General features: G+C 67.5%; 20 protein-coding genes and 1 tRNA gene. 11 read left to right on the forward strand and 10 right to left on the reverse strand.

From position 1 onward, the window contains the following. Window position 1 precedes the first annotated feature (1 nt). Window positions 2-883, reverse strand: a complete 882-nt coding sequence (locus G6N16_RS02005; protein ID WP_083032473.1) for an MlaE family ABC transporter permease — start codon at window positions 881-883, stop codon at window positions 2-4. 691 nt (window positions 884-1,574) lie between these two features. Between G6N16_RS02005 and G6N16_RS02010 the strand changes: the two genes are divergently transcribed. The 5 genes from G6N16_RS02010 to G6N16_RS02030 all read left to right on the forward strand — a co-directional run bounded on the left by G6N16_RS02010 (window position 1,575) and on the right by G6N16_RS02030 (window position 7,663). Next, the gene (locus G6N16_RS02010; protein WP_163787951.1) at window positions 1,575-2,489 is read left to right on the forward strand and encodes an SDR family oxidoreductase; all 915 of its coding nucleotides are present in this window, start codon (window positions 1,575-1,577) and stop codon (window positions 2,487-2,489) included. Next, window positions 2,486-3,982 (forward strand): flavin-containing monooxygenase, encoded by a 1,497-nt coding sequence (locus G6N16_RS02015; RefSeq protein WP_083032476.1) that lies wholly within the window; start codon window positions 2,486-2,488, stop codon window positions 3,980-3,982. Before G6N16_RS02010 ends, G6N16_RS02015 begins: the two co-directional genes overlap by 4 nt. A 68-nt stretch (window positions 3,983-4,050) precedes the next feature. Further along, complete coding sequence (locus tag G6N16_RS02020; RefSeq protein WP_083032478.1) at window positions 4,051-5,028, forward strand: acyl-ACP desaturase; 978 nt, start codon at window positions 4,051-4,053, stop codon at window positions 5,026-5,028. Between the two features lie 128 nt (window positions 5,029-5,156). Further along, complete coding sequence (locus G6N16_RS02025) at window positions 5,157-5,729, forward strand: TetR/AcrR family transcriptional regulator (RefSeq protein WP_083032479.1); 573 nt, start codon at window positions 5,157-5,159, stop codon at window positions 5,727-5,729. Window positions 5,730-5,845: 116 nt separating this feature from the next. Then, a complete protein-coding gene (locus G6N16_RS02030) occupies window positions 5,846-7,663 on the forward strand; it encodes an ABC transporter ATP-binding protein (RefSeq protein ID WP_083032481.1) in 1,818 nt (605 codons plus the stop codon). 120 nt (window positions 7,664-7,783) lie between these two features. Here the strand turns inward: G6N16_RS02030 and G6N16_RS02035 are convergent, their stop codons facing one another. The 6 genes from G6N16_RS02035 to G6N16_RS02060 form a co-directional block, all read right to left on the reverse strand. Beyond that, complete coding sequence (locus tag G6N16_RS02035) at window positions 7,784-8,188, reverse strand: pyridoxamine 5'-phosphate oxidase family protein (protein ID WP_083032482.1); 405 nt, start codon at window positions 8,186-8,188, stop codon at window positions 7,784-7,786. An 84-nt stretch (window positions 8,189-8,272) separates the two neighbouring features. Continuing rightward, window positions 8,273-9,469, reverse strand: coding sequence for an alcohol dehydrogenase catalytic domain-containing protein (locus G6N16_RS02040; protein WP_083032496.1), 1,197 nt, complete (start codon window positions 9,467-9,469; stop codon window positions 8,273-8,275). Window positions 9,470-9,619: 150 nt separating this feature from the next. Further along, window positions 9,620-12,232 (reverse strand): excinuclease ABC subunit UvrA, encoded by a 2,613-nt coding sequence (locus tag G6N16_RS02045; RefSeq protein WP_083032484.1) that lies wholly within the window; start codon window positions 12,230-12,232, stop codon window positions 9,620-9,622. Between the two features lie 141 nt (window positions 12,233-12,373). Further along, window positions 12,374-13,387: a helix-turn-helix domain-containing protein gene (locus tag G6N16_RS02050; protein ID WP_083032485.1), complete on the reverse strand. Its 1,014-nt coding sequence runs from the start codon at window positions 13,385-13,387 to the stop codon at window positions 12,374-12,376. Window positions 13,388-13,558: 171 nt separating this feature from the next. After that, window positions 13,559-13,645, reverse strand: a tRNA-Ser gene (locus tag G6N16_RS02055). 24 nt (window positions 13,646-13,669) lie between these two features. Then, a complete protein-coding gene (locus G6N16_RS02060; RefSeq protein WP_083032487.1) occupies window positions 13,670-14,176 on the reverse strand; it encodes a MarR family winged helix-turn-helix transcriptional regulator in 507 nt (168 codons plus the stop codon). A 112-nt stretch (window positions 14,177-14,288) separates the two neighbouring features. On the opposite strand from G6N16_RS02060, the gene G6N16_RS02065 reads away from it, so the two are divergent. Then, window positions 14,289-15,248, forward strand: a complete 960-nt coding sequence (locus G6N16_RS02065) for an NAD(P)H-quinone oxidoreductase (RefSeq protein ID WP_083032488.1) — start codon at window positions 14,289-14,291, stop codon at window positions 15,246-15,248. A 24-nt stretch (window positions 15,249-15,272) separates the two neighbouring features. Here the strand turns inward: G6N16_RS02065 and G6N16_RS02070 are convergent, their stop codons facing one another. Beyond that, window positions 15,273-16,469: a cysteine desulfurase-like protein gene (locus G6N16_RS02070; RefSeq protein ID WP_083032490.1), complete on the reverse strand. Its 1,197-nt coding sequence runs from the start codon at window positions 16,467-16,469 to the stop codon at window positions 15,273-15,275. 135 nt (window positions 16,470-16,604) lie between these two features. Between G6N16_RS02070 and G6N16_RS02075 the strand changes: the two genes are divergently transcribed. From G6N16_RS02075 to wzm, 5 genes are read left to right on the forward strand one after another with little or no spacing between them, the layout of a single operon-like run. Next, the gene (locus G6N16_RS02075; protein ID WP_083032491.1) at window positions 16,605-18,614 is read left to right on the forward strand and encodes a DUF6541 family protein; all 2,010 of its coding nucleotides are present in this window, start codon (window positions 16,605-16,607) and stop codon (window positions 18,612-18,614) included. Continuing rightward, entirely contained in the window at window positions 18,587-19,129 is a 543-nt protein-coding gene (locus G6N16_RS02080) for a bacterial proteasome activator family protein (protein ID WP_110810924.1), read from the forward strand. The genes G6N16_RS02075 and G6N16_RS02080 overlap by 28 nt, the downstream gene beginning before the upstream one ends. Before the next feature lie 7 nt (window positions 19,130-19,136). Continuing rightward, window positions 19,137-19,931, forward strand: a complete 795-nt coding sequence (wzt, locus tag G6N16_RS02085) for a galactan export ABC transporter ATP-binding subunit Wzt/RfbE (RefSeq protein ID WP_083032493.1) — start codon at window positions 19,137-19,139, stop codon at window positions 19,929-19,931. Next, window positions 19,928-20,860, forward strand: coding sequence for a galactofuranosyltransferase GlfT1 (glfT1, locus tag G6N16_RS02090; RefSeq protein ID WP_083033389.1), 933 nt, complete (start codon window positions 19,928-19,930; stop codon window positions 20,858-20,860). Before wzt ends, glfT1 begins: the two co-directional genes overlap by 4 nt. After that, on the forward strand, window positions 20,857-21,687 hold the full coding sequence (wzm, locus tag G6N16_RS02095; RefSeq protein WP_083033387.1) for a galactan export ABC transporter permease subunit Wzm/RfbD: 831 nt from the start codon (window positions 20,857-20,859) through the stop codon (window positions 21,685-21,687). Before glfT1 ends, wzm begins: the two co-directional genes overlap by 4 nt. A gap of 63 nt (window positions 21,688-21,750) precedes the next feature. Here wzm and G6N16_RS02100 read toward each other — a convergent pair whose 3' ends face one another. Both G6N16_RS02100 and G6N16_RS02105 read right to left on the reverse strand, forming a co-directional pair. Further along, window positions 21,751-22,194: a hypothetical protein gene (locus tag G6N16_RS02100; RefSeq protein ID WP_083033386.1), complete on the reverse strand. Its 444-nt coding sequence runs from the start codon at window positions 22,192-22,194 to the stop codon at window positions 21,751-21,753. Between the two features lie 137 nt (window positions 22,195-22,331). After that, a complete protein-coding gene (locus tag G6N16_RS02105) occupies window positions 22,332-22,928 on the reverse strand; it encodes an HdeD family acid-resistance protein (RefSeq protein WP_234806015.1) in 597 nt (198 codons plus the stop codon). Between the last annotated feature and the right edge of the window lie 21 nt (window positions 22,929-22,949).

Raw genomic sequence — 22,949 nt, forward strand, 5'->3', positions numbered from 1 at the left:
GTCAGAGCCCCGTCCTCGGGAACAGCATGGTGTAGAGCTGGCTGATCGCGACGTTGACGACCATCAGCACCAGGATCGATTCCACGACCGCCGCGTTCACCGAGTTCGCGACGCCGGTCGGACCGCCCTTGGTGCTCAGGCCCTTCTGGCAGGACACGATACCCACGATCGCGCCGTAGATGACGGCCTTGATCATGGCGACGACCATGTCGTCGGTCTTGGTGAACGAGGCGAAGGTCGCGACGAAGCTACCCGGCGCGCCGTTCTGGAAATACACGTTGAACAGGTAACTGGCCAGGAAGCCGACGAACATCACCACGCCGGTCAGCGCGATACCGACCAGTATCGAGGCCGCGAACCGGGGCACCACCATGCGGCGCAGCACCGAGACGCCCATGACCTCCATGGCGTCGATCTCTTCGCGCATCTTCCGGGAACCGAGGTCGGCGGTGATGGCCGACCCCACCGCCGCGGCCATCAACACCGCCGAGACCAGCGAGGCGGCCTGGCGGATGACGACCAGGCCGCTGGCAGCACCGGCGAGCGACGTTGCGCCGACCTGCCCGGCCAGCAGGGCGAACTGAATCGACAGCGTCACGCCGATCGGCAGCGCGACCAGGATGGTCGGCAGCACCGAGGTGCCGGCCATGAACGCGCCCTGACGGACGAACTCCTGCCACTGGAATTTCCCGGTGAACAGGTCGATGAAGAACCACTGGATGGTGCGCACACCGAGGATGAACTGGTCACCGACGGTATCGACGGAGGCCATCGGGTGCCGCTTGACCCAGCCGGTGGTCCAGTCCTCGATGGCCTTGACGCCACCGTGGCCGGACGGCGCGGGCGCGGGCGGCTCGGCCGGCCGTTCGTCTTGGATCGTCATGGAGTCGGCTCTCCCTCGGCGGTCCGGCCCGGGGTCTCGAGGCCACCGGACAAACGGTCAGCGGCGCAGCGTTCGCACTGGCGGCGCAACGTCACTTTTCCTCCCATAAATCGTCCGGCGTGTCGGGTGCCCAGCAACCTATCAGCAATCCGGTCAGCACCGTCGCCACACGGTATGGCGGGCCGGCGGCAGACATCACCGTTTTGCCGATATTGCCGGTAACCTACCGCATAGTAGCTTAATCACTGTGAACCGGGTAACTCCAGCCCTTTGACAGTTTGCGGTCGGTTCGTAATATTGCACTGCTGACCGGCGGCGTTGGAAACGGGCTGGACACGGCAAAATTGGTAGTTATCGGCCCGATTCTGGGGCATGCGTACCAGTGCCGGGCGTAACATGATCCGGCTCGGCGCCGGCCCGGGCGTTCTCGGCGCCGGACCCGGCGGAAGCCCGGTGCGGGCGCCGTCCCGACGCCGGGTTGACGTCTGCACGCCCCCCGCCCCGCAAACACGGCGACCGCGCCACGCCTAGCGCCGACGGTGGAGTTGAGTCCCCCCGGAAGTGCCGCATCATCAAGGTCCGCGCCTCGCGTTGCTCGGGCGCCACCCGCCGTGAAGTCCGCTACGAACGAAGGTTGACCATGACTGTTCTGGATTCGGTGAATCGCGTGATCAGCTCGCGCATCGGCTACCTGAAGAATGTTCCGGAGATCGATCCGGCAGAAGCCGTCGTCGTCATCACCGGCGGCGCACGCGGCATCGGCGCGGCGACGGCGGAACTGTTCGTCCGCCACGGGGCCGTCGTCTGGATCGGCGACCTCGACGACGACGTGGCCAAGGAAACGGCCGAGTCGATCCCCCGTGCGGTGGCACGCCGCCTGGACGTCACCGATCGCGAGTCCTGGGACCGGCTGATCGACGAGGTGCTCGCCGAGCACGGGCGGATCGACGTGCTGGTCAACAACGCCGGAGTCATGCCGGTGGGCCCGTTCGCCGATGAACCCGAGGCGACCACCGACCTCATGCTCGACGTCAACGTCCGCGGTGTCCTCAACGGCATGCACCGGGTACTGCCGGTGATGGCGGCGGCCGGCCGCGGGCACATCGTCAACATCTCGTCGATGGCCGGGATGATCCCGCTGCCCGGCATGGTGACCTACAACACCAGCAAGTACGCCGCCCTCGGCGCATCGCTGGCCGCCCGCCGCGAGTACGACGGGACGGGTGTCACGGTCTCGGCGATCATGCCCGCCGCGGTGCGCACCGAGCTGTCCTCGGGCGCCGACCTGTCGGTGCTGCCCACCGTCGACCCCCAGGATGTCGCGGCCCAGATCTTGCGGACGCTGAGCACCCGCGCGGCCAAGACCTCCGCACCGACCTGGGTGCTGCACGGCTGGGGACTGGTCGAGTCCTTCGTACCGGAGACGATCGAACGCTTCTTCCGCACTCTCATCGGTCACGACCAGGCGATGGCCCTCGACCCGGTCGGCCGGAAGGACTACCTCGAACGCATCGAGCGCCACGCCGACCAGAACGCCGCGCCGGGGTCATACGCCCGGGCCCAGGCGCAGACCACGGCCGCAGGAGCACAGAGGGAAACCCGGTGAGCACTCGCGAACCCCGCGTCGTCGTCATCGGAGCCGGCGTCGCCGGCATCACCGCTGCCCACGTCCTCACCGGCGCCGGCTTCACCGACGTGACGGTCCTGGAGAAGGGCGCCGACGTGGGCGGGGTCTGGCACTGGAACCACTACCCGGGCCTGACCTGCGACGTACCCTCGCAGATCTACCAGTTCGGGTTCGCCCCCAAGGCCGACTGGTCCAAGCTGTGGGCCGACGGCAGCGAGATCCAGCAGTACCACCGCGACGTGGTGAACGAACTCGGCCTGGACGAACTCATCCGGTGCAACGTCGAGGTCACCTCCGCCGAGTTCGACGACACGACCGGGGAGTGGACGCTGACCACCGCCGACCACGAGACGCTCACCGCCGATTTCGTGCTGTGCGCGACGGGCGTGCTGGAGAACCCGGCCATCCCCGACATCGAGGGGATCGACTCGTTCGAAGGCCCGGTGGTGCACACCGCCCGCTGGGACGACGGGCTGCAGACCGACGGCAAGAAGATCGCCGTCCTGGGTACCGGGTCGACCGGCGTGCAGGTGGTCTCCGCGCTGCAGCCGGGCGCCGAGAAACTCACCCACTTCGTGCGTACCCCTCAGTGGGTGCTCTGGGCTCCCATGACCCTGCCACAGATCCCCGGCACCGCAATGGTGCTCGGCGGTCTGCCGGAGTTGCACAGGGCCGTTTACCAGGGCTTGCTCTGGGGTTCGGGGATACTCGCCGACGTGCTGACCCGGCCCACCTGGCGCCGGAAACTGGTGCAGCGGTACGCACAGCTGTCGCTGCGCGCCCAGGTAAGCGACGCCGGACTCCGCGCGCAGCTCACACCCGACTACCAGCCGCTGTGCAAACGCCCGGTCGTCTCCGGCAGCTACTACCGAGCACTACAGAAGCCGAACGCCGAACTCGTCACCGCGGGCATCGAGAAGGTCACCCCGAACGGGATCGTCACCGCCGACGGCGTCACGCACGAGATAGACGTGATCGTCCTGGCCACCGGCTTCCGCGCCCATGACTACATGCGGCCGATGCAGATCGCCGGCCGGGCGGGGGTCAAACTCGACGATGCCTGGGCCGCCGGACCCCGCGCCTACCGGATGATGGCGATCCCCGGATTCCCGAACCTGTTCACGATCCTGGGCCCGAACTCGCCGACCGCCTCGATCTCGCTGCAGTATTCCGCGGAACTCACCTCGAAATACATCGCGCAGTGGCTCCAACGGTGGCGCAACGGTGACGTGGACCGCATCGAGGTCACCGAGGAGGCCACCGACGACTTCTATGCCGCCGTCGACGAGGCCATGGGTCCGACGGTCTGGAACACCGGCTGCAACTCCTGGTACTTCACCGACTCCGGCAACATCGACCTGTTCCCGTTCGATCGCAAGGCGATGACCCGCATGTTGTCGAAGCCGAATCCGGCGGACTTTCACCTGACCAGGGTCGGCGTGGATTCGGTCGACGGCAAAGCCGAGGCTTAGGCTGGAGGCATAAACGACCTCAGATGGTGCGACACGCCCGCCGCACCCTGCACGCAGATGGGACACCAATGCGCACTTTGACCGACGCCGACTACCTGACGGAACTCGAATCGGCAGCAGAGAACGCACTGAACCAACACCTCGCCAGGACCACCGACTGGTACCCGCACGACTACGTGCCGTGGAACAAGGGCAGCAACTTCGCGGCGACCGGCGGCCAGGAGTGGGATCCAGCGCAATCGCAGCTCAGCGAACTCGCCAAGGCCGCGATGATCACCAACCTGCTGACCGAGGACAACCTGCCGTCGTACAGCCGTGAAGCCATGACCCACCTGTCCCTGGACAGCGCCTGGGGAACGTGGGTGAATCGGTGGACGGCCGAGGAGAACCGTCACGGAATCGTCATGCGCGACTACTTGCTGGCGACTCGCGGGGTGGATCCCGTTGCGCTGGAGCAGGCGCGAATGGAACACATGACCAACGGTTTTGCGCCCACTCCCGAAGAGGAAGAAGCGATCGGCACCCACGTGTTGATGGCGATCGTCTACCCCACGTTCCAGGAGCTGGCCACCCGGGTGAGCCACCGGAACACCGGCAAGGTCTGCAACGATCCGGTGGCGGACAAGCTGCTGCAGCGGGTGTCTGCCGACGAGAACCTGCACATGATCTTCTACCGGCAGCTTTCCGCGGCGGCGTTGGATCTGGCGCCCGATCAAACGCTCCATGCCGTCGCCTCGGTGATCGAGAATTTCCGGATGCCGGGTACCGGAATGCCGAATTTCCGCCGCTACGGCGTCATGATGGCCAAACACGGCATCTACGATCTGCGTCAGCACCTGGAGGATGTCGTGCGGCCCCCGCTGCGTCAGTGGAAGATCTTCGACCGCACCGACTTCACCGCCGCCGGCGAGAAGCGCCGCGAGGAGTTGGCGGCGCACCTGGAGAAGATGGAAGCCCAGGCGGCGCGATTCGAAGAACAACGCGACCGGTTGCTGGCCCGCGAAGCGTCCCGTGGTGTCAGCCCGGAGCTGGTGGCGGCGAAGTAGCGTCGTACCCGCTGCCGCCCACGACGCGGCCCCGGCAGACTGAGACGCCGCCCACACCGAACTAATACTGCACCGACTGGTCGGTATAGTTCTCGGTATGGCGTCGACCAGGACGAGGGGGACCGCCGATGGGCCGCACCGCGGGACGCAACTCCGAGGACACCAGGAAATCGCTGCTCGCCGCGGCCGCGCGCGTGCTGCGCGCAAAGAGCACCTCGGCGACGCTGGACGACATCGCCCGCGAGGCCGGCGTCTCCAAGGGTGGGCTGATGTACCACTTCGCCACCAAGGACGAACTGTTCCTCGCCTTGTCCCAGGCCCTCATCGATGAGTTCCACGCATGCGTCGACGCCGAGACCGACCCCGAGGACACCGCGCCCGGCGCCTACACCCGCGCCTACATCCGAGCGATGCTCACCCCGCACACCGACGACGCCGCGCTGGAGGACGTGATGCTGCTCGGCCAACTCCTCACCGTGCCCGCCGTCGCCGTCATCGCGCGCGCCGACGCCGACGCACTGGAAGCCCGGCTGCGCAACGACGGCCTCCACGACCAGGTGCGCCTGCTGGTCGTCGCCGCCGCGGACGGCGCGAACATCGCCCCCACCTGGGGTGGACGCTTTCGGCCGACCGCCGAACTCGACGTGCTCAGACAACACCTGCTGGACCTGACCCGCCGGCCCCACCCGCAACACCGATAGCGCCCGGCTTCCCGCCCCTCCAGGCGCAGCCCTTCGGATCGTCGCACTTCCCGCCCGGCCGACGAAGCACGGCCGGTTCTGCCCACGCCCCCGACAATCGAGGAAGCCTCCGACGCATGAACACGTCGCCGATCATGAGCCAGCCCACGCGGTTCGCCGTTCTGTGGCAGTTCGTCCGCCCCAAGGCCGGCATTCTCGTCTTCGCCATGCTCCTCGGAGTTCTGGTGTCCGCGGGCGAGCTGGCGAGCCCCCTGGCCACCCGATGGATTCTGGACTCCCTCGGCCACACCGGAGGTTCCCTGGTGGTGCCGGTGGCCCTTCTGATCGGTCTACTTGTGGTCAGCGCACTGGCCGGATGGTGGCAGGCGGTCATCCTGGGCAGCCTGGCCGAGAACATCGTCTACGAGGCTCGCGCCACCATGATCACCCGGTACCTGCGCGCCCGAGTGCTGCCCCTGCTCAGTCGCTCGCCGGGCGAGTGGGTCACCCGCGTCACCTCCGACTCCGTCCTGCTGCGCGAGGCGGCGTCCTCCAGCGTGATCGGCATCATCAATGACTCGGTCGCGCTCATCGGAGCTCTTGCGCTCATGTTCTTCCTCGATCCGGTTCTCACCGGCGTCACCATCGGTGTGGCCGCCGTCGTCGGCACCGGCGTCGCGCTGCTGATGCCCGCCATCTCCGGCATGCAGGAAGATGCCCAAGCCGCGCTCTCCGATCTCGGCGGCGAGCTCGACGGCACGGTCCGCGCGATCAAGACGGTCAAGGTCGCGACCGCCGAGGAGAACCAGCGCGCAACTCTGCTCGGGCACGCCCGCCGCTCACGCGATCACGGCATCCGCGTCGTTCGCCGTGAGGCACTCGTCTGGGCGGCTACCGGCGCCGGGGTCCAGGCCGCAATCATCACGGTGCTCACACTCGGCGCGTGGCGGGTGTCGCTCGGCGCCATCACCGTGTCCACGCTCGTCGCATTCCTGCTCTACATCTTCGGACTGCTCGGCCCCACATCGGAACTGGCGCACCATCTGACGACGCTGCAGGCGGGCATGGCCGCCGCCGGCCGCATCCGCGAGGTCGAGGCATTGGACACCGAGCGGTACCCGGGGGCGGGCCAGCCCGGCACCAGGCCGGAGCCGGACCAGCACGACGCACCCCCGGCGATCGCGATCGAGTCCGTCACCGCCTCTTACCTTCCCGGCGACGTGCCCGCAGTTTCCGAGCTGTCGCTGGTCTTCCCGAGCCGGGGCCACACGGCAATCGTCGGGCCCTCCGGCGCCGGGAAAACTACGGTCATGTCGCTGATTCTGTGCTTCCTGGAACCCAGCACCGGGTGCCTTCGCCTGCTGGGGGCACGCTACGACGAGCTCGGGCCCACGGCGGTTCGCGAGCACATCACCTACGTCGAGCAGGAGGCACCGCTGCTGCCGGGCACGCTTCGCCACAACCTCGGATTCGCCAACCCGGAGGTGGACGAGGCCGACATGAGGCAGGTCGCCGGCGAACTGCTGCTCGACGATCTCATCGACCGCCTTCCCCAGGGCCTCGACACCGAGATCCGGGACGCCACGATCTCCGGCGGACAGCGCCAGCGGATCGCCATCGCCCGCGCTCTGCTCGCCCGGCCCCGCATCCTCCTTCTCGACGAGGCGACAGCCCAGGTCGACGGCATCTCCGAGAGCGCCATTCACGACGCGATCCGGAAACAGGCCGCACGCGGAACCGTCATCACCATCGCGCACCGGCTTTCCACTGTCGTAGATGCCGACAACATCGTTGTCATGGACGGCGGACGGGTCACCGCGCAAGGCACCCATGACCAGCTCCTGGCGACCAGCCCGCTCTACCGGAGGCTGGTCACGACGTTCACGCTGAGCTCGCAGCGGACGACCGCCGAAGACACATCGGCACTGCTCCACAGCAGTGACGGAGGGGTTTGAACCCCCGGAGACTGCTAAACCTCTCTCCCCGTCAAGGCGGCACATCCGGTCCGGTCTCGGGCGGTGGCGGCGGTCAGCATGTGCAGTACCGGACGATTTGCACCGCACGTCAAGGCATGGTCACCAAGCGCGGATCGTTCTGAGGCTGATTTTCATCGCCGTGGAGAAGTGGTCCGCATATCGCTGCGGGGTCGATTCCAGATCTTCACGAATTCGGCGGTTGTACTTGGTCATGTACTGCGCCAGTCGCTGGGGATCGTCTGAGGCGGAGGATAGTTCGGCGGTACCGTCGACGGTGAGGACACCGTTGCCGGCGGTCCCGTCTCCGTCGAGATGAAATGACACCCTGGGATTTTCGGTGATGTTTCGCACTTTTCCCGATCGGGGCTCGCTGATCACAAACACGTCGGTTCCGTCAAAATGGAACCACACGTAGGAACTCTGCGGCTGGCCATCGCGGCGCACGGTCGTGATCCATCCGAAATCCGTGGCGTCGAGCCGGGTCGCTGATGACGGATCAATCATGCTCAGCTCCTTGTCAATTGCTTTGGGGTTCAGCGGCGACCGCCGCCCTCTGGGCGAGGACGGCGGCCGGCGCCGAGGCGAAGGCTATGCGGCCGGGATGCTTCCGTGCGGATCGATGATGAACTTGTTCGACGAGCCTTGTTCGAAGGTTTCATAGGCGGCCGGCGCGTCATCGAGACTGATGACCTTGGTATTGAGCATCGCACTCAAGTAGGGCATGCGGTCCCAGAGGATCGCCATCATCAACTCGCGGTGGTAGTGCATGATCGGCGCCTGCCCGGCCGAGATCCGAGGCGATTTGATCCACGCCTTCCCGAAATCGAGTGGGAAGACGCCCTGCTGTTCCGCCTTCGTCGGCGCGATAGGGTCGGGGCCGTAGACGCCGATGACGCCAGTTGCGCCGCCAGCGCGCGTAGCGTCGATGACCTGGTTGATGGCACCCGCCGGCTGAGGGTCACCTGCCTGTGCGCCGATGCCGTGCGCTTCGGAACCGACATAGTCGACGGCACAATCGACTTCACGCTCACCGAGGATGGCCTCGATCTGGTCTTGCAGTGGGATGTCCTGGTTCAGATCGATCGTCTCACACCCGTTGTTCTTGACCAGCTCGAGCCGTTCCCGGTGGTAGTCACCGACGATGATGCAGGACGCGCCCAACAGGCGTGCGGCCGCAGCTCCACAGCGCCCGACCGGACCGGCCCCGGCGATGTAGACCGTGGAACCGGGTTTGGCTCCTGCCTCCATCAAACCGTGGAAGGCGGTCGGCAGAATGTCCGAAAGCAGGGCAAGGTCGAGGATCTTCGCCATGGCCTGGTCCTTGTCCGGGAAACGCAGGAGGTTGAAGTCGGCGTACGGGACGAACAGGTACTCGGACTGGCCACCATTCCAGTTGCCGAGGTTGAAACCGTAAGCGCCGCAGGCGACATCTGGGTTCACGGTCTCGCATACGTCGGTCCGGCGTGCTTTGCAGTTTCGACAGCGTCCGCAGGCGACGTTGAACGGAACCGAGACCAGATCGCCCTCCTTCAAAAACTCCACATCTGTGCCCACCTCGATGACCTCACCGGTCATCTCATGGCCCATGACCATGCCCTGCGGGACGGGGAAGGATCCTCGGTAGATGTGCAGATCACTGCCACAAATATTGGTGGCGACAATTTTCAGGATCGCGCCGTGCGGGGCCTTCTTCCCGTTCGGCATGACCAGTTTTGGGTAGGCCAGAGACTCCACCCGCATGTCCCGGGGACCGTTGAACACGACCGCGCGATTAGTTTCGGACATGATGTCAACCTCCTGCAGCACAAGCGGAGCGCTGGTGTGACGGTCAGCTCGGCCTTGTGGCGAGCCGCTCTGCCAACATATGCACGGTCGCGCATGGTGTCTATGTCTCTTTGCGCCACGATGGTGCCCATCTGCGCCAAGGGCGGGTGTTCAGCGCGCCAGCTCCACGGCCAAGTAGGGCCCGGTGGCGCTGTCTGGGCACTGCGCCACCTCCGCGGGGGTGCCGGCAACGACGATGTGGCCTCCGGCGGCGCCTGCGCCCGGTCCCAGATCGATGACGTAGTCGGCCTGTGCAACCACTCTCATGTCCAGTTCGGCGGCGACCACGGTATTGCCGGCATCGACGAGCCGGTGCAGGTGTGCGAGGAGCCGGTCGGTGTCGGCGGGGTGCAGTCCGGCGGTGGGTTCGTCCAGTAGATAGAGGGCGTCGCTGCGGTGCGCGCGTTGCAGTTCGCCGGCGAGCTTGACGCGTTGCGCCTCGCCGCCGGACAGCTCTGTAGCGGGTTGTCCGAGTCTCAGATAGCCGAGCCCGACGTCGCAGAGGGCGTCCAGCGCTCGAAGAATGTCGACTTCACCGTCGAAGAACTCTCGGGCCGCCGACGTGCTGAGCTCCAGCACCTCGGCGATGTTGCGTCCGCGCCATCGGATCGCGAGAGTGTCTGCGTTGTAACGTGTTCCGTGACAGTCCGGGCATGGGCTGTAGACGCTGGGCAGGAACAGCAGCTCTACCATCACCCACCCTTCGCCTTCGCAGGTCGGGCAGCGCCCGCCGGCCACATTGAAGGAGAACCGCCCTGGTTTGTACCCGTGAGCTTGCGCCTCCGGAGTCTGGGAAAACCGTCGACGGATGTCGTCAAACACCCCGGTGTAGGTGGCGACATTGGATCGTGGGGTGCGCCCGATTGGCTTCTGATCGATGCACACGACTCTGCGTATGCCGTGGGTGTCACCGACGACCTCACCCGATGCAGCGGGCGCGGCCTCGGCGAGCAGGTCGTCGTCACCCGAGTCGTCAAAGCGTACCGGGCGGCCCAGACGATCTCCGACGATCTCGGCGAGCGCGTGCGCGACGAGGCTTGACTTCCCGGATCCGGACACCCCGGTGACCGCGGTCAGGCAGCGCAACGGGATCGCCACCGAGATGTCGTGCAGGTTGTTGCGCCGCACTCCCGCAAGTTCCAACCAATCGTCGCGATCCCGTGGTGTGCGTGCAATCCTCTGTGTGTCCTCGCCGAACAGGTAACGTTGCGTGACAGATTCAGCAACGTCGGCCAGACCTGGTGGCGGTCCGCTGTAGAGGATCTGACCACCGTCCATGCCCGCGCCCGGTCCGATGTCGACAAGCCAGTCGGCTGCGGCGATGACATCGAGCGAATGCTCCACCACGAAGACGCTGTTGCCACTGCGTTTGAGTCCCTGCAAGATGCCGCGTAGCGCCTCTCGGTCACGAGGGTGCAGACCAGCCGACGGCTCATCGAGCACGTACACGACTCCGAACAGCCGAGACGACAGCTGCGTCGCGAGCCGGACGCGCTGCAATTCTCCCCCCGATAGCGTTGGCGTGCTGCGAGCCAAGGACAGGTACCCCAGTCCAAGGTCGATGAGCGGCTGTAGTCGTTCCTGTAGATCCGATACCAATCGCTGTGCCGCGGCCCGCTTTTCGGGTGACATGTTCGGTGTTTGCCGAACATCCGGGGCCGCGGTGTGCGCGGCCCCGCCGGCAGCGACCCGCGCCTCGACCGCCAACGTCCGTGCTCGCACGTCGAGCGCCTCGCCGGAAACGTCGGGCGCCCATTGCGGGCTTAGCACCGTGGCGCAGAGTGCAGCGAGTTGATCCAGCGTGAGCCGCGACAGTGCGGCAATGTCGAGTCCCTCGAATGTCACCGAGAGTGCCTCGGGTTTGAGTCGCTTTCCGTGGCAGGCCGGGCACGGTCCGCTTCCGACGAACTGGGAGACGCGCTTTTTGACGCCGGCACTCTTGGTAGTGGCGAACGTATCCAGGACGTATCGTCGTGCACCGATGAAGGTGCCTTGGTAGCTGGGTTCCCAGTCGTCCTCGATGGCATGGCGGGTTTGCGCCGGGGTGAGGCCGGCGTACACCGGCACCGTGGGACGGTCCTCGGTGAACAGGATCCAGTCGCGATCTTTGCGCGGCAGCTTCGCCCAGGGGACGTCGACGTCGTAGCCGAGCGAGACCAGGATGTCGCGCAGGTTCTGGCCGTACCAGGCGGGCGGCCACGAGGCGATGGCGCGCTCCCGGATCGTCAGCGTCGGGTCCGGCACCATGAGCGCCTCGGTGACCTCGTACACGCGGCCCATGCCGTGACAGGTGGGACAGGCACCCTGAGGTGTGTTGGGGGAGAAGTCTTCTGCGTAGAGCATCGGCTGATCGGATGGATAGTTGCCCGCGCGCGAATACAGCATCCGGATCAGGCTCGACAGCGTGGTCACGCTACCGACCGACGAACGTGTGCTGGCACTGCCGCGCTGCTGCCGTAGCGCAACAGCCGGAGGCATCCCTTCGATCGAATCGACATCCGGAATACCCGCCTGATCGATCAGGCGGCGCGCATACGGCGCAACCGATTCCAGATACCGACGCTGCGACTCCGCGAACAGGGTGCCGAAAGCCAAAGAGGACTTTCCCGAACCCGACACGCCAGTGAACGCAACGAGGGCATCGCGCGGCACCTCCACGTCCACGTTCTGCAGATTATGCTCACGGGCACCGCGCACCCGCACTCTGTCGTGAAGGTCCGTCACCCCACGTCCTCCTGTTCCTACTGAACTGACGCTACCTTCGGGTGCCCGCGTCCTGCTGTCCGTGCGTGCCGGACCTATGACTTTCTGCGCCACCGGGGCTGTGAACCATGTGGACTCATCGCCCGTTCGCAGAGTCAAGCGTTATTCAGACCGGTCTGTCCGTGTCCGAAGGTCCGTGACGCCCTGGCGTGCCAGTTGCCGGTACTCGCCCGGCGTCACACCGGTAACCGACCGGAACGAGCGGTAGAAGTGGGCGTCGCTGACGAACCCCACCTCCCTGGCGATCGATTCGACCGAGAGGTCAGCCTGGTTCGCCAACATCCGTTGGGCCGCGTCGACCCGTAGCGTGCGCAAATGCGACATCACGGTGTGCCCGGTCCCCTCGAACAGTCGATGCAGTGTGCGGCGGGATATGTGGCAGCCGACGGCGATGCGGTCTACGTCGAGATCCGCGTCGCTGAGATGCTGCCGGAGGTAGGCCAGTACTCGTTCGCGCTGCAGCAGGATCGGCAGGTCCTGCGGACCTCGGATTCTTGCCGCGTACGCCAACAGGGAACTCGCCAGGCCAGCGGCGTGCGGTGCGAGAAAGCCGGTACCCACGGGGTCCGAGGCCTGTGTGTCGGCAAGGCTCTGAAAGAACGCCGACACCGCCGACAGCGCGCCGTCGACATCGATGGGCACCGCGAACAGATCGGTGCTGGGCCGCAATCCCGCGTCGGCGAATGCGCGCTCGGCGGGTAGATGCACTACGACCTGCTCGTACGGTTCCCGATAGTCCAGCGTGAACGGTTGCCTGCTGTCGTAGATCACCACCTGGCCCGACCGGATCTCCGCGCTGCGTCCGGCTTGCGTGACGATCCCTGTACCGCGGCGCTGGAACAGCACATACAGGTACTCCGGATCGCTCCCGCGGGAAATCAACACGCGGGACCGAGTCACCTTCTCTCCGCTCGCCCGTTTGACCGACAGGTCGAAGCCCCCATAGCTCGCGTAGTCGATCTCGCCGACGAAATCGCGAGAGTAGGGAGTCGGTGAGACGTCGACGTAAGCTTTCCGCCGCGCGGCGCGCCAATAGTCGACGGCGGCGTCCGCATCAACGGCTCTCGTGGACCACGCAGCTGTCTCGGGCCTCGTGGCGGCGTCGTGTCGGGACACTGTGCCTCCTCAACTCTGCACGTCCATTCGAATCTATTCGATAGCGGCGCGGGGAGACTACGTCTGAGGATTTACCCGGGCCGAGTGCGAGCCATGTGTCACTTTGTGACGCATGGGCCGGCATCCAGTCGCAGTCCGGAACCGTGACCAGAGCATCTGCGCTGGCAAGAGCGGTGACGGAGGGATTTGAACCCCCGGACGGGATTAACCGTCTCTCGCTTTCAAGGCGAGTGCATTAGGCCGCTCTGCCACGTCACCGCGGACCAGCGTAGCGGGCCCCCGTCAGGGGATCTGTCCGGCCGGCCGCGGGGCGCGTAGCCCGTTGGCGATCCGGCGGCAGCTCTCGCCGAGTGCCACCCGCTGGGGCCGCGACAGCTCGCGCAGGAAATAGCCCCGGATCGACTGCCCGTAGGTGACCATGGCCCCGGCGAGCGCCTCCCGGCCCCGGTCGGTGATCCCGGCCAGCACCGCCCGGCCGTCCTCGGCGCTGGGGATCCGCGCCACCAGCCCGTGGGTCTCCAGCCGGCGCACCTGCCGGGTGACCCGGCTCGGCAGCACCAGCAGCGAGTCGGCGAGTTCACCCATGCGCAGGGCTCCGGTCGGCGAGCGACCCAGCATGATCAGCAACCGCAGATCACCCAGCGGCAGCTGATGCGCCTCGACCAGTTCCCGGCTCAGTACGGCGTACAACAGCTGCGACGCGTCCAGAAACTGCTCCCAGGTACGCTGCTCGGCCCGGTCCAAGCCGGGGATATCCCCCGTCAAACGTCCGGAAACGGCACCATTCATAGTCCCCCCCCCCAAAAAAAACCAAAACTTCCTCCCCGCCGCTCACTTTACGTCCGTCGCGGCGCATCGTCCGCAACCTGGGCGATCCCGGTGCGGGGTAGCGTCAACCGCCATGCACGCCATCGTGATCGGCCCGCAGGGAGAACTGCTCTGGGACGAGGTGCCCGACGTCACTCCCGCGGCCACGGAGGTGCTGGTCCGGGTGACCGCGGCCGGCGTCAATCGCGCGGATCTGCTCCAGGCCGCCGGGCTCTACCCACCACCGCCGGGAGCGAGCAACACCCTCGGCCTGGAAGTGTCCGGCACCGTCGTCGCGCTGGGTTCCGCGGTGTCCGGCTGGTCGCTGGGCGACCCGGTCTGCGCGCTGCTGGCCGGCGGCGGCTACGCCGAGTACGTGACGGTCCCGGCCGGCCAGCTCGCGCCGATCCCCGACGGCGTGCCCCTGGTCGACGCCGCCGGGTTGCCCGAGGTCGCCGCCACCGTGTGGTCGAATCTGGTGATGACCGCGGGGCTGCACGCCGGTCAGCTGGTCCTGCTGCACGGCGGCGCCAGCGGGGTGGGCAGCCACGCGATCCAGGTCGCCAAGGCGCTCGACGCCGTCGTCGCGGTGACCGCCGGTTCCCCGGAGAAGCTGGCCACCTGCGCCGAGCTCGGAGCCGACATCACCATCAACTACCGCGAGGACGATTTCGTCGCGGTGCTGGCCGAGCGCGGCGGGGCCGATCTGATCCTCGACATCATGGGCGCGGCCTACCTGGACCGCAATATCGACGCCCTGGCCGTCGACGGCCAGCTGATCGTGATCGGCATGCAGGGCGGGGTGAAGGGTGAGCTGAACCTGGGCAAGCTGATCACCAAACGGGCCCGGGTCATCGGCACCAGCCTGCGCGGACGGTCGGCCGACGCCAAGGCCGCCGTCATGGCGTCCGTCGTCGAGCACGTGTGGCCGATGGTCGCCGACGGGCGGGTGCGGACCGTCATCGGCGAGCGGCTGCCGATCACCGAGGCCGGTACCGCGCACGCGCAGCTGGCCTCCGGTGCGGTGACCGGAAAGATCGTCCTGACCGTCTGATCCTCGCCGACTGACCGCCGCTGATCAACCCAGCGAGGCGAGCGCCCGGACCAGCTGGTCAACCTCGGCGGGTGTCGAGTAGTGCGCCAGGCCGACGGTCACCGCGCCGCCGACGTCGTTGACGCCGAACGCGTCGAGCGCCTGGGACGGCGCGTTCGCGATCGCCAGGATGCCGTTGTCGGCAAGCCGCTGCACGACCCGCTCGGCCGGCACGCTGTGCAGCGCGAAGCTGAGCACCGGAATGCGGCCCGCGGGCTCGCCGAGCACCATCACCAGCGGCAGCGAACGAAGCGACATCAGCAGGTAGTCGAGCAGCTGATCGAGGTAGTCGGCGGCCGAGGCCAGCGACTGGGCGAGCCGTTCCCGCCGCGTGCCGGTGGCCGCCTCGTCCAGATTGGCCAGGTACTCGATGCTGGCCACCAGGCCGCCCAGCAGCCCGTACTGGTGCGCGCCCAGTTCCAGGCGGTCCGGTCCGGTCGCGGCCGGGTTCAGCGACACCGGGGCGAAGGTGTCGATCAGCGACGGATCACGGAAGACCAATGCTCCGACCGGTGGGCCGCCCCAGCTGATGGCGTTCAGCGCCAGCACGTCGGCGTCCAGATCGTCGATGTCGACCAGTCGGTACGGCGCAGCGGCGGTGTGGTCGAGCACCACCAGACCGCCGACGGCGTGCATCTGCTTGGTCGCCGGGCCCAACTCCACCAGGGAACCGAGCGTCGCCGAGGCGGTGGGCAGCGCCACTACCCGGGTCGCCGGGGTGATCAGCGTTTCCCACTGCCAGGGCGGCAGTTCGCCGGTCTCGATGTCGATCTCGGCCCACTGCACCTTCGCGCCGTAGCGATCCGCGGCGCGGCACCACGGAGCGATGTTGGCGTCGTCGTCGAGCCGGGTGACCACCGCTTCGTAGCCCAGGCCCAGCCGGGACCGGGAGGCATCGGCGAGCAGGGCGAGCAGCAGTGCCCGGTCGGCGCCCAGCACCACCCCGGCCGGATCGCCGCCAACCAGGTCGGCGACGGCCCACCGGGCAGCATCCAGCAGGGCAGCGCTGCGCCGGGCCAACGGATGCGGTCCGGTGTCGAACGGCATCGAGGTGCGAAACGCGGTCGAGACGGTGGTGGCCACCGCGTCGGGGGTCAACATCGCCTTCGGCGAGTCGAAACGTATCCAGCCGTCGCCCAGCGTCGGGTGCAGACCACGCACCCGGGCGACGTCGAACACCATTGCGACCACCTTTGTGAAAGTCGGGTCCCGGATCCCCGCTCGAGCGAGGCGACCCGGCCCGCAACGCCCGTGCTGCTCGGGCACCACGCGCCGTGGCCCACCGGACGTGAGTCACTGGACAGCCATACTAGTGCAGTGAGTTTTTGGTACGGGCTGTTGGCGGCAACCGTGGTGATGGTCGTCCCCGGTGCGTTGCTGGGCCGGGCAGGCCGGTTGCCCTGGCCGGCCGCGCTGGCCGCCGGGCCGGCACTGACCTACGGCGTCGTCGCCCTGGCAATCATGCCGTTCGGAGCCCTGGGTGTGCCCTGGAACGCCGGAACGGCGCTGGTCGCACTGCTCGTCGCCACCGCGGTCGTCGCGGGTTTGCCGGTGGTCTGGTCGCGGCTGCGCGGCAACGCCGGAAATGGCACCGTGGCCGGTCCCGGCGACGGGATCCGGACCCGGCCCGCGCTGCTGGTCGCCGGCGGCGTAATGCTGGGTGCGGCCGTCGTCGCGTGGGCCGCACACCGCGGTTTGGTGAACTGGCAGTCGATTCCCAGCACCTGGGATTCGGTGTGGCACGCCAACACCATCCGGTGGATTCTGGACACCGGCGACGCGTCCTCGCTGCACATGGGCGAGCTGCGCAACACCGACACCCACGCCGAGCTGTACTACCCGTCGGTCTTCCACGCGCTGGCCGCGGTGCTGGCCCAGCTGACCGGGGCGGCGCCGACCACGGCCTACACACTCAGTGCGCTGGCGGCCGCAGTGTGGCTGTTCCCGGCCAGCGCGGCGGTGCTCACCTGGACGCTGATGCGTGCCCGTGGCGAGCGGCGCCCCGACGGCGGCGCGAACCAGTGGCCGGCCGCCGCGGCCGCCGCGACGGCCGCGGTGGTCTCGGCGTCGTTCACCGCGCTGCCCTACGTCGAGTTCAACGTCGCGGCGGTGCCGAACCTGGTCGCCTACGGCGTCGCCGTACCCACCACCGTGCTGGTCATGTCCTGCCTGGCCCACCGCGGCCGGATCCCGCTGGCGGTGCTCGCCGTCGTCGGCCTGTTCTCCCTGCACCTGACCGGCGGGGTGGTCATGGTGACGTTCCTGGTGGCCTGGTGGTGCATCGACGCCCTGTGGCATCCAGTGCGCGGGCGGCTGGCCGACCTGGGCACTCTGAGCGCCGTCGGTGCCCCCGCCCTGGTGATCATGCTCCCGCAGTTCCTCGGTGTGCTCGACCAGGCCGAGATCATCGCCGGGCACGCGTTCGTCACCGGTGTCGGCAAGAAACAGGCGCTGTTCAACGCCGTGTTCCAGCACACCCGCCATCTCAACGACTGGCCGATCCAGAACATGCTGATCGCGTGCGCGGCGCTGGGCGCGGCGGTGCTGCTGGTCCGGCGGGTGTGGTGGCCGCTGGCGGTCTGGCTGCTGCTGGTGGCTGCCACCGTGCATTCCTCCGCGCCGTTCGGCGGCCCGATCGGCGCCCTCATCCGGCCCTACGCCGACCTGTTCTACAGCGATCCGCGCCGCTTGTCGGCGGTGGTGACCATGCTGCTGGCGTCCTGGGCGGGGATCGGGCTGTACGTCCTCGTCGTCCTGGCGGTGGCCGGTGCGCGGCTGGCGGTCCGGCGATGGTCGCTGCGCGACCCGGGCCGCCGGTTCTGGATCGGCACGGCGGCGGCGCTGCTGGTGGTGTCCTCGCTGGGACTGGCCTGGCACTACTTCCCGCGCAACAGCCTGCTTATGGGCCGCAAATACGACTCGATCATGGTCAACCAGAAGGATCTCGACGCCTGGGAGTACCTGGCCGGGCTGCCCGGCGCCCGGGACTCGATGATCGCCAACGCCAACGTGGACGGCAGCGCCTGGATGTACGCGGTGGCCGGGCTGCACCCGCTGTGGACCCACTACGACTTCCCGGTGCAGCAGGGCCCGGGTCTCAACCGGTTCATCATCTGGGCCTATGCCGACGACGATCACAATCCGTGGGTGCCGATGGCGGTGGCCAACCTCGGCATCCGTTATCTGATGGTCAGCGACACGGTGGTGCAACAGTTCCACATGCCCGACGGACTAGTGTCGTTGGACACCTCCCGGTCGTGGGAGCGCATCTACAACAACGGTCACGCCCGGATCTACCAGTGGCGCGGAGGAGCACCCCCATCGTGAGCAGCAACGACGACATCGAGGTCATCGGCAGTCCGGACGCGCGCCTGCTGGCGGCGGCCGTCGACGACGACGAAACGTCGGTCACCGACCTGGTGGCGCAGCCGGCCAAGGTGATGCGGATCGGCACCATGATCAAGCAGCTGCTCGAAGAGGTGAAGGCCGCGCCGCTCGACGACGCCAGCCGAACCCGGTTGCGCGAGATCCACCGCACCTCCATCGCCGAGCTGCAGGACGGCCTGGCTCCGGAGCTGCGCGAGGAACTCGACCGGCTGGCGCTTCCGTTCGGCGAAGATGCGGTGCCCTCGGACGCCGAACTGCGGATCGCCCAGGCCCAGTTGGTCGGCTGGCTGGAAGGGCTGTTCCACGGCATCCAGACCGCGCTGTTCGCCCAGCAGATGGCCGCGCGCGCCCAGCTCGAACAGATGCGCCAGGGCTCCCTGCCGCCCGGCATCACCGGTCAGCAGAACCCCGGACCGTCGGGTCCCGGTCAGCCCGGCACCGGACAGTACCTGTAGGACCACCGTGGCCGAACCGAGCATCGAGGCCCGCGACGCCTGGGTCGAATTCCCCATCTTCGACGCCAAGTCACGGTCGCTGAAGAAAGCCTTCCTGGGCAAGGCGGGCGGCGCGATCGGGCGCAACGACTCCAACGTCGTGGTGGTCGAAGCGCTGCGGGACATCACGCTGGACCTGAAGATGGGCGACCGGGTGGGTCTGGTCGGGCACAACGGTGCCGGCAAGTCCACGCTGCTGCGGCTGCTGTCGGGCATCTACGAACCCACCCGCGGGGTGACCCGGGTGACCGGCCGGGTGGCCCCGGTGTTCGACCTCGGCGTCGGGATGGACCCGGAGATCTCCGGGTTCGAGAACATCATCATCCGCGGCCTGTTCCTCGGCCAGACCCGCAAGCAGATGCTGGCCAAGGTCGACGAGATCGCCGAGTTCACCGAACTGGGCGAATACCTGTCCATGCCGCTGCGCACCTATTCCACCGGTATGCGGGTCCGGCTGGCGATGGGCGTGGTGACCAGCATCGACCCGGAGATCCTGCTGCTCGACGAGGGCATCGGCGCCGTCGACGCGGAGTTCCTGAAGAAGGCCCGCGGGCGGCTGCAGAGCCTGGTGGAGCGGTCCGGGATCCTGGTGTTCGCCAGCCATTCCAACGAGTTCCTGGCCCGGCTGTGCACCTCGGCGAAGTGGATCGACCACGGCGCCATCCGGTTGACCGGCGGGATCGAGGAGGTGGTCGGGGCCTACGAGGGTCCCGACGCGGCCCGGCACGTCCGTGAGGTGCTCGCCGAAGGCTCCGACTCATGAGCCAGACCGTGTACGCGGTGGTGGTCACGCATCGCCGGCCGGAGCAGTTGGCGGCGTCCCTGGCGGTGCTCTCGGCGCAGGACCGCCCGGTCGACCACCTGATCGTCGTCGACAACGACGCCGCCAACGACCCCGACGGCCAGGTGCGGGCGCTGGTGGAATCCCGGCCGGTGCCGGCCACCTATCTGGGTTCGCGCCACAATCTCGGCGGTGCCGGCGGCTTCGCCCTGGGCATGCTGCACGCGCTGGCCGCCGGCGCCGACTGGATCTGGTGCGCCGACGACGACGGCCGTCCGGAGGGTCCCGGGGTGCTCGGCGCCCTGCTGGATTGCGCGCGGGCCCACGGTCTGGCCGAGGTGTCGCCGATGGTCTGCAATATCGACGACCCCGATCTGCTGGCGTTCCCGCTGCGCCGCGGGCTGGTGTGGCGGCGGCGGGTCAGTGAACTGCAGTCCGACGACGCGGGGCCTGCCGAACGGCCCGACCTGCTGCCCGGGATCGCGTCGCTGTTCAACGGCGCGCTGTTCGCCGCCGCGACCCTCGATGCCGTCGGGGTACCGGACCTGCGGCTGTTCGTCCGCGGCGACGAGGTGGAACTGCACCGGCGGCTGGTCCGCTCGGGGTTGCCCTTCGGCACCTGCCTGACCGCGAAGTACCTGCACCCGTGCGGCACCGAGGAGTTCAAACCGATCCTCGGCGGCCGGATGCACACCCAGTACCCGGACAACCCCACCAAGCGGTTCTTCACCTACCGCAATCGCGGTTACCTGCTGTCCCAGCCCGGGATGCGCAAACTGCTGCCGCAGGAATGGCTGCGGTTCGGCTGGTACTTCCTGGTAACCCGCCGCGACCCGGCCGGACTCACCGAGTGGGTCCGGTTACGCCGCCTCGGCAGGCAGGAACGCTTCGGCGAAGGGATCGATACATGACCGTCATCGACGCGGCGTCGGACTCCCGGACGTTCGCCCGGGCCTGGCGCGACCTGGTCGACGGGTTCGGCAAACACGAGCTGTGGCTGCACCTGGGCTGGCAGGACATCAAACAGCGGTACCGGCGCAGCGTGCTCGGCCCGTTCTGGATCACCATCGCCACCGCCACTACCGCGGTGGCCATGGGTGCCCTGTACTCCCAGCTGTTCCATCTGGAGCTGGCCGAGCACCTGCCCTACGTGACGCTCGGGCTGATCGTCTGGAACCTGATCAACGCCGCCATCCTGGAGGGAGCGGACGTCTTCGTCGCCAACGAGGGCCTGATCAAACAGTTGCCGACACCGTTGAGCGTGCACGTCTACCGGCTGGTGTGGCGGCAGATGATCCTGTTCGGCCACAACATCGTGATCTACGTGGTGATCGCGATGATCTACCCGAAACCGTGGTCGTGGGCGGATCTGGCCGTCATCCCGGCGCTGCTGGTGATCATGCTCAACTGCGTGTGGGTGTCGCTGTGCTTCGGGATCCTGAGCACCCGCTACCGCGATATCGCGCCCCTGCTGGCCTCCCTGGTGCAGTTGCTGTTCTTCATGACGCCGATCATCTGGAACGCCGACACCCTGTCGCGCCAGGGCGCCGACCGGTGGGGCAAGATCATCGAGCTGAACCCGCTGCTGCACTATCTGGACATCGTGCGGGCCCCGCTGCTCGGTGCACCTCAGGAACTGCGGCACTGGTACGTGGTACTGGCCCTGACGGTCATCGGCTGGGCGGTGGCGCTGCTGGCCATGCGGCAGTACCGCGCCCGGGTCTCCTACTGGGTGTAGGACAACAGACGCGAGCAGGGCCCCCGTCGCGCGACGGGGGCCCTGCTTCGTTGCCGGGAGCGCCTACTCGGCGTTCTTGATCTCCGCGTTCAGCTCGGCGTCGACGGCCTCGACGCGGGCCTCGGCAGCGGCCAGCACGTAGTACTCGGCCTCCTCCAGTGCGTAGATGGCGAACTCGATGGCATCCTCGGCGTCGCACTCGGCGTTGTCGGCGCGCCGGTCGGCGTGCTTGGCCTGGTGGGTGGCGTGCCGCTTGCCGGCGTTCTCGCGCAGCGTGTCGAAGTCACCGGAGACCTTCGCCCGCAACTTCTGCCAGCCGGCGGCCACGTCGTCGGCGTCGGCCTTGCCCTCGGCCTGCGCCTCGGCCTTGGCCGCATTCAGCTTGGCCTCGACCTCGGCCTTGCGGGCGGCGACCTTTGCCTTGTCCTTGGCCTCGGTCGCCGCCGCGGAATCCTCCAGCGACTTCGCCTGTGCGCTGAGCTTGGCGAGCTGATCAGAAAGCGCCATACTTTTATTCCTCTTCCGGTTGGTTATCCGTTATCTGGTGCCGGTTTTCCGGTGCTTTCACCGGAAAATCGGCGGTGATGGAAACTCTCCGAATATCCGGTGGACATTCGGCGCCCTTCGTCGATCGAGCGGGTCGGCTATTCGCCGGACAGGCTCTCCGCCAGCGACCGGGCCCCGCCGCGCAGCTGGAATGCCCTGATGACCTGCAGCACGCCGAAGACGATCAGGAAGATGCCGGCGACCTGGGCCAGCGCGACCATCGACAGCCCGGGCCAGGCCAGCATGACCAGACCCGCGAGGACGCCGAGCAGACCCGACAGGATCTGCCAGCCGCGCCCGGGCAGATCCCGGTCGCCGGCCGCGAGCGCGACCTCCGAAATGCCCTGGAAGACAAACCCGATGCCGATCCAGATGCCCAGCAGCCAGACGCCGTATCCCTGGTCGAAGTACCGGAACACCAGCACCGCCAGCACGATCGACAGGGCGCCGCTGATGAACCACAGCACCCGGTTTCCGGCCGAACCGCCCAGAGCGAACGCCGAAACCACCTGGGCCACGCCGGATACCGCCAGATAGATGCCGAACAGCGCGGCCCCGACCTGAGCGAAGTTGCCCGGGTGGATGACCATCAGGACGCCCAGCACAACGGCGATCACGCCCCAGGTCAGCGCGACGCCCCACAGGGCCCGCGCCAGGTCCTTCGTATCCGATATCACCGATTCACCCGCAGACACGTCTGAGTTCCCCCTTGGGAT

Source organism: Mycolicibacterium insubricum (assembly GCF_010731615.1).
GTDB classification, from domain to species: Bacteria; Actinomycetota; Actinomycetes; order Mycobacteriales; family Mycobacteriaceae; genus Mycobacterium; species Mycobacterium insubricum.